At 48.4% G+C, this 1,216-nt stretch carries 1 protein-coding gene; it reads left to right on the top strand.

What is annotated here, in order from left to right; genetic code table 11:
- Window positions 1-121 precede the first annotated feature (121 nt).
- Window positions 122-1,066, top strand: coding sequence for a helix-turn-helix transcriptional regulator (locus ACFRAK_RS29145; protein WP_394573220.1), 945 nt, complete (start codon window positions 122-124; stop codon window positions 1,064-1,066).
- Window positions 1,067-1,216: the final 150 nt, after the last annotated feature.

Raw genomic sequence — 1,216 nt, 5'->3', positions numbered from 1 at the left:
GGTCTATGTTTGTATTTATCATGAGAACTCCTTTCCTGTATCGTTTTGACCTTTACATGGCAATAGCATATCTTATAAACATGACAATTATTGTCTGGTTATTGAACCTAAGGAGGGCATGATGTCAAAAGCGAAGCAACTGATGGATGTCATTATGTATGCCAATGCCAAAAGGAGCTTTACCGCTCAGGAAGTGGCTGATGAATTTGGCGTTTCCGTTCGCACAGCCCATCGGTATCTCACCGAGATTAGCGATATGGGCGTTCCCTTGTATACGGAGCAGGGGCGGCATGGGGGTTACCGTACATTAAAGAGCCGTGTTCTTCCGCCGATCCTATTCGATGAAGATGAAGTGTTTGCTATATTTTTTGCCTTTCAGGCATTGAAACGTTATACCTCGTTACCGTTTGAGTTAAATATCGACTCCGCCTCCCGTAAGCTGCTGGCGGGGTTTCCGGAGGATACCAAGAAGATGATCAGCCGTCTGGAATCGGTGCTGACTTTTTGGAGTCCAATCAGGACTGCGGGCTCTCCTTATTTAAAGGACATCATTGAAGCTGCGCTTCATCAGCGGGTGGTAAGAATCCGTTATCGTTCCAGATCGGGCACGAGTGACCGGGAAGTGCTGCCTATCGGCGTCTACGCGCAGAATGGCTTATGGTATATGCCCGCGATGGAGAACGAGAACGGGGATTTGCGTGTGTTCCGCATGGACCGGATGGAAACGTTGACTTTAACAGACAAGACCTATGATGTGGACATGAATCTTAAAGAGTGGCTGGAGGAGTATCCCATTCGCGAACCGGTTCGAGTATACGCTGAGCTGACAAGGGAAGGGGCAAGGCAGTGCGAGAGCATACCTTGGCTGGAGAATGATGTTGTCATGGAGGATGAGTACCATGGCATAGTGGATTCAACGGTCGATCGGAATGAACTCGAATACGCGGCTCAGATTTTCTTGCGGCTGGGTATGGAGGCTAAAGTTATCGAGCCTCCCGAGCTCGTTGATATGCTGAGGGAGAAAGCGAGGCAGTTGTCCCTGCATTACGGAGAGTTGCAAACATAGGTGCCTTACGGTACCTAGACAGAATGCTGACTGGCGTGAGGATACCCGATCCGATAACTGAACGTATGATCTCCCATGTTACAACGACGAATGATGGAACCCTTTGTATACATAAGAGGTGGGAAGAACGTGCGAAAAGAAGTATAAGAT

The organism is Peribacillus sp. NPDC056705, from assembly GCF_043656335.1.
Note: the sequence above shows the minus strand (reverse complement) of the source record. Positions and strands in the feature narration are given on the sequence as shown.

Excerpts from the sequence above, each read along its gene's own strand:
- ACFRAK_RS29145 (WP_394573220.1), top strand. The coding sequence starts at position 122 with ATGTCAAAAGCGAAGCAACTGATGGATGTCATTATGTATGCCAATGCC.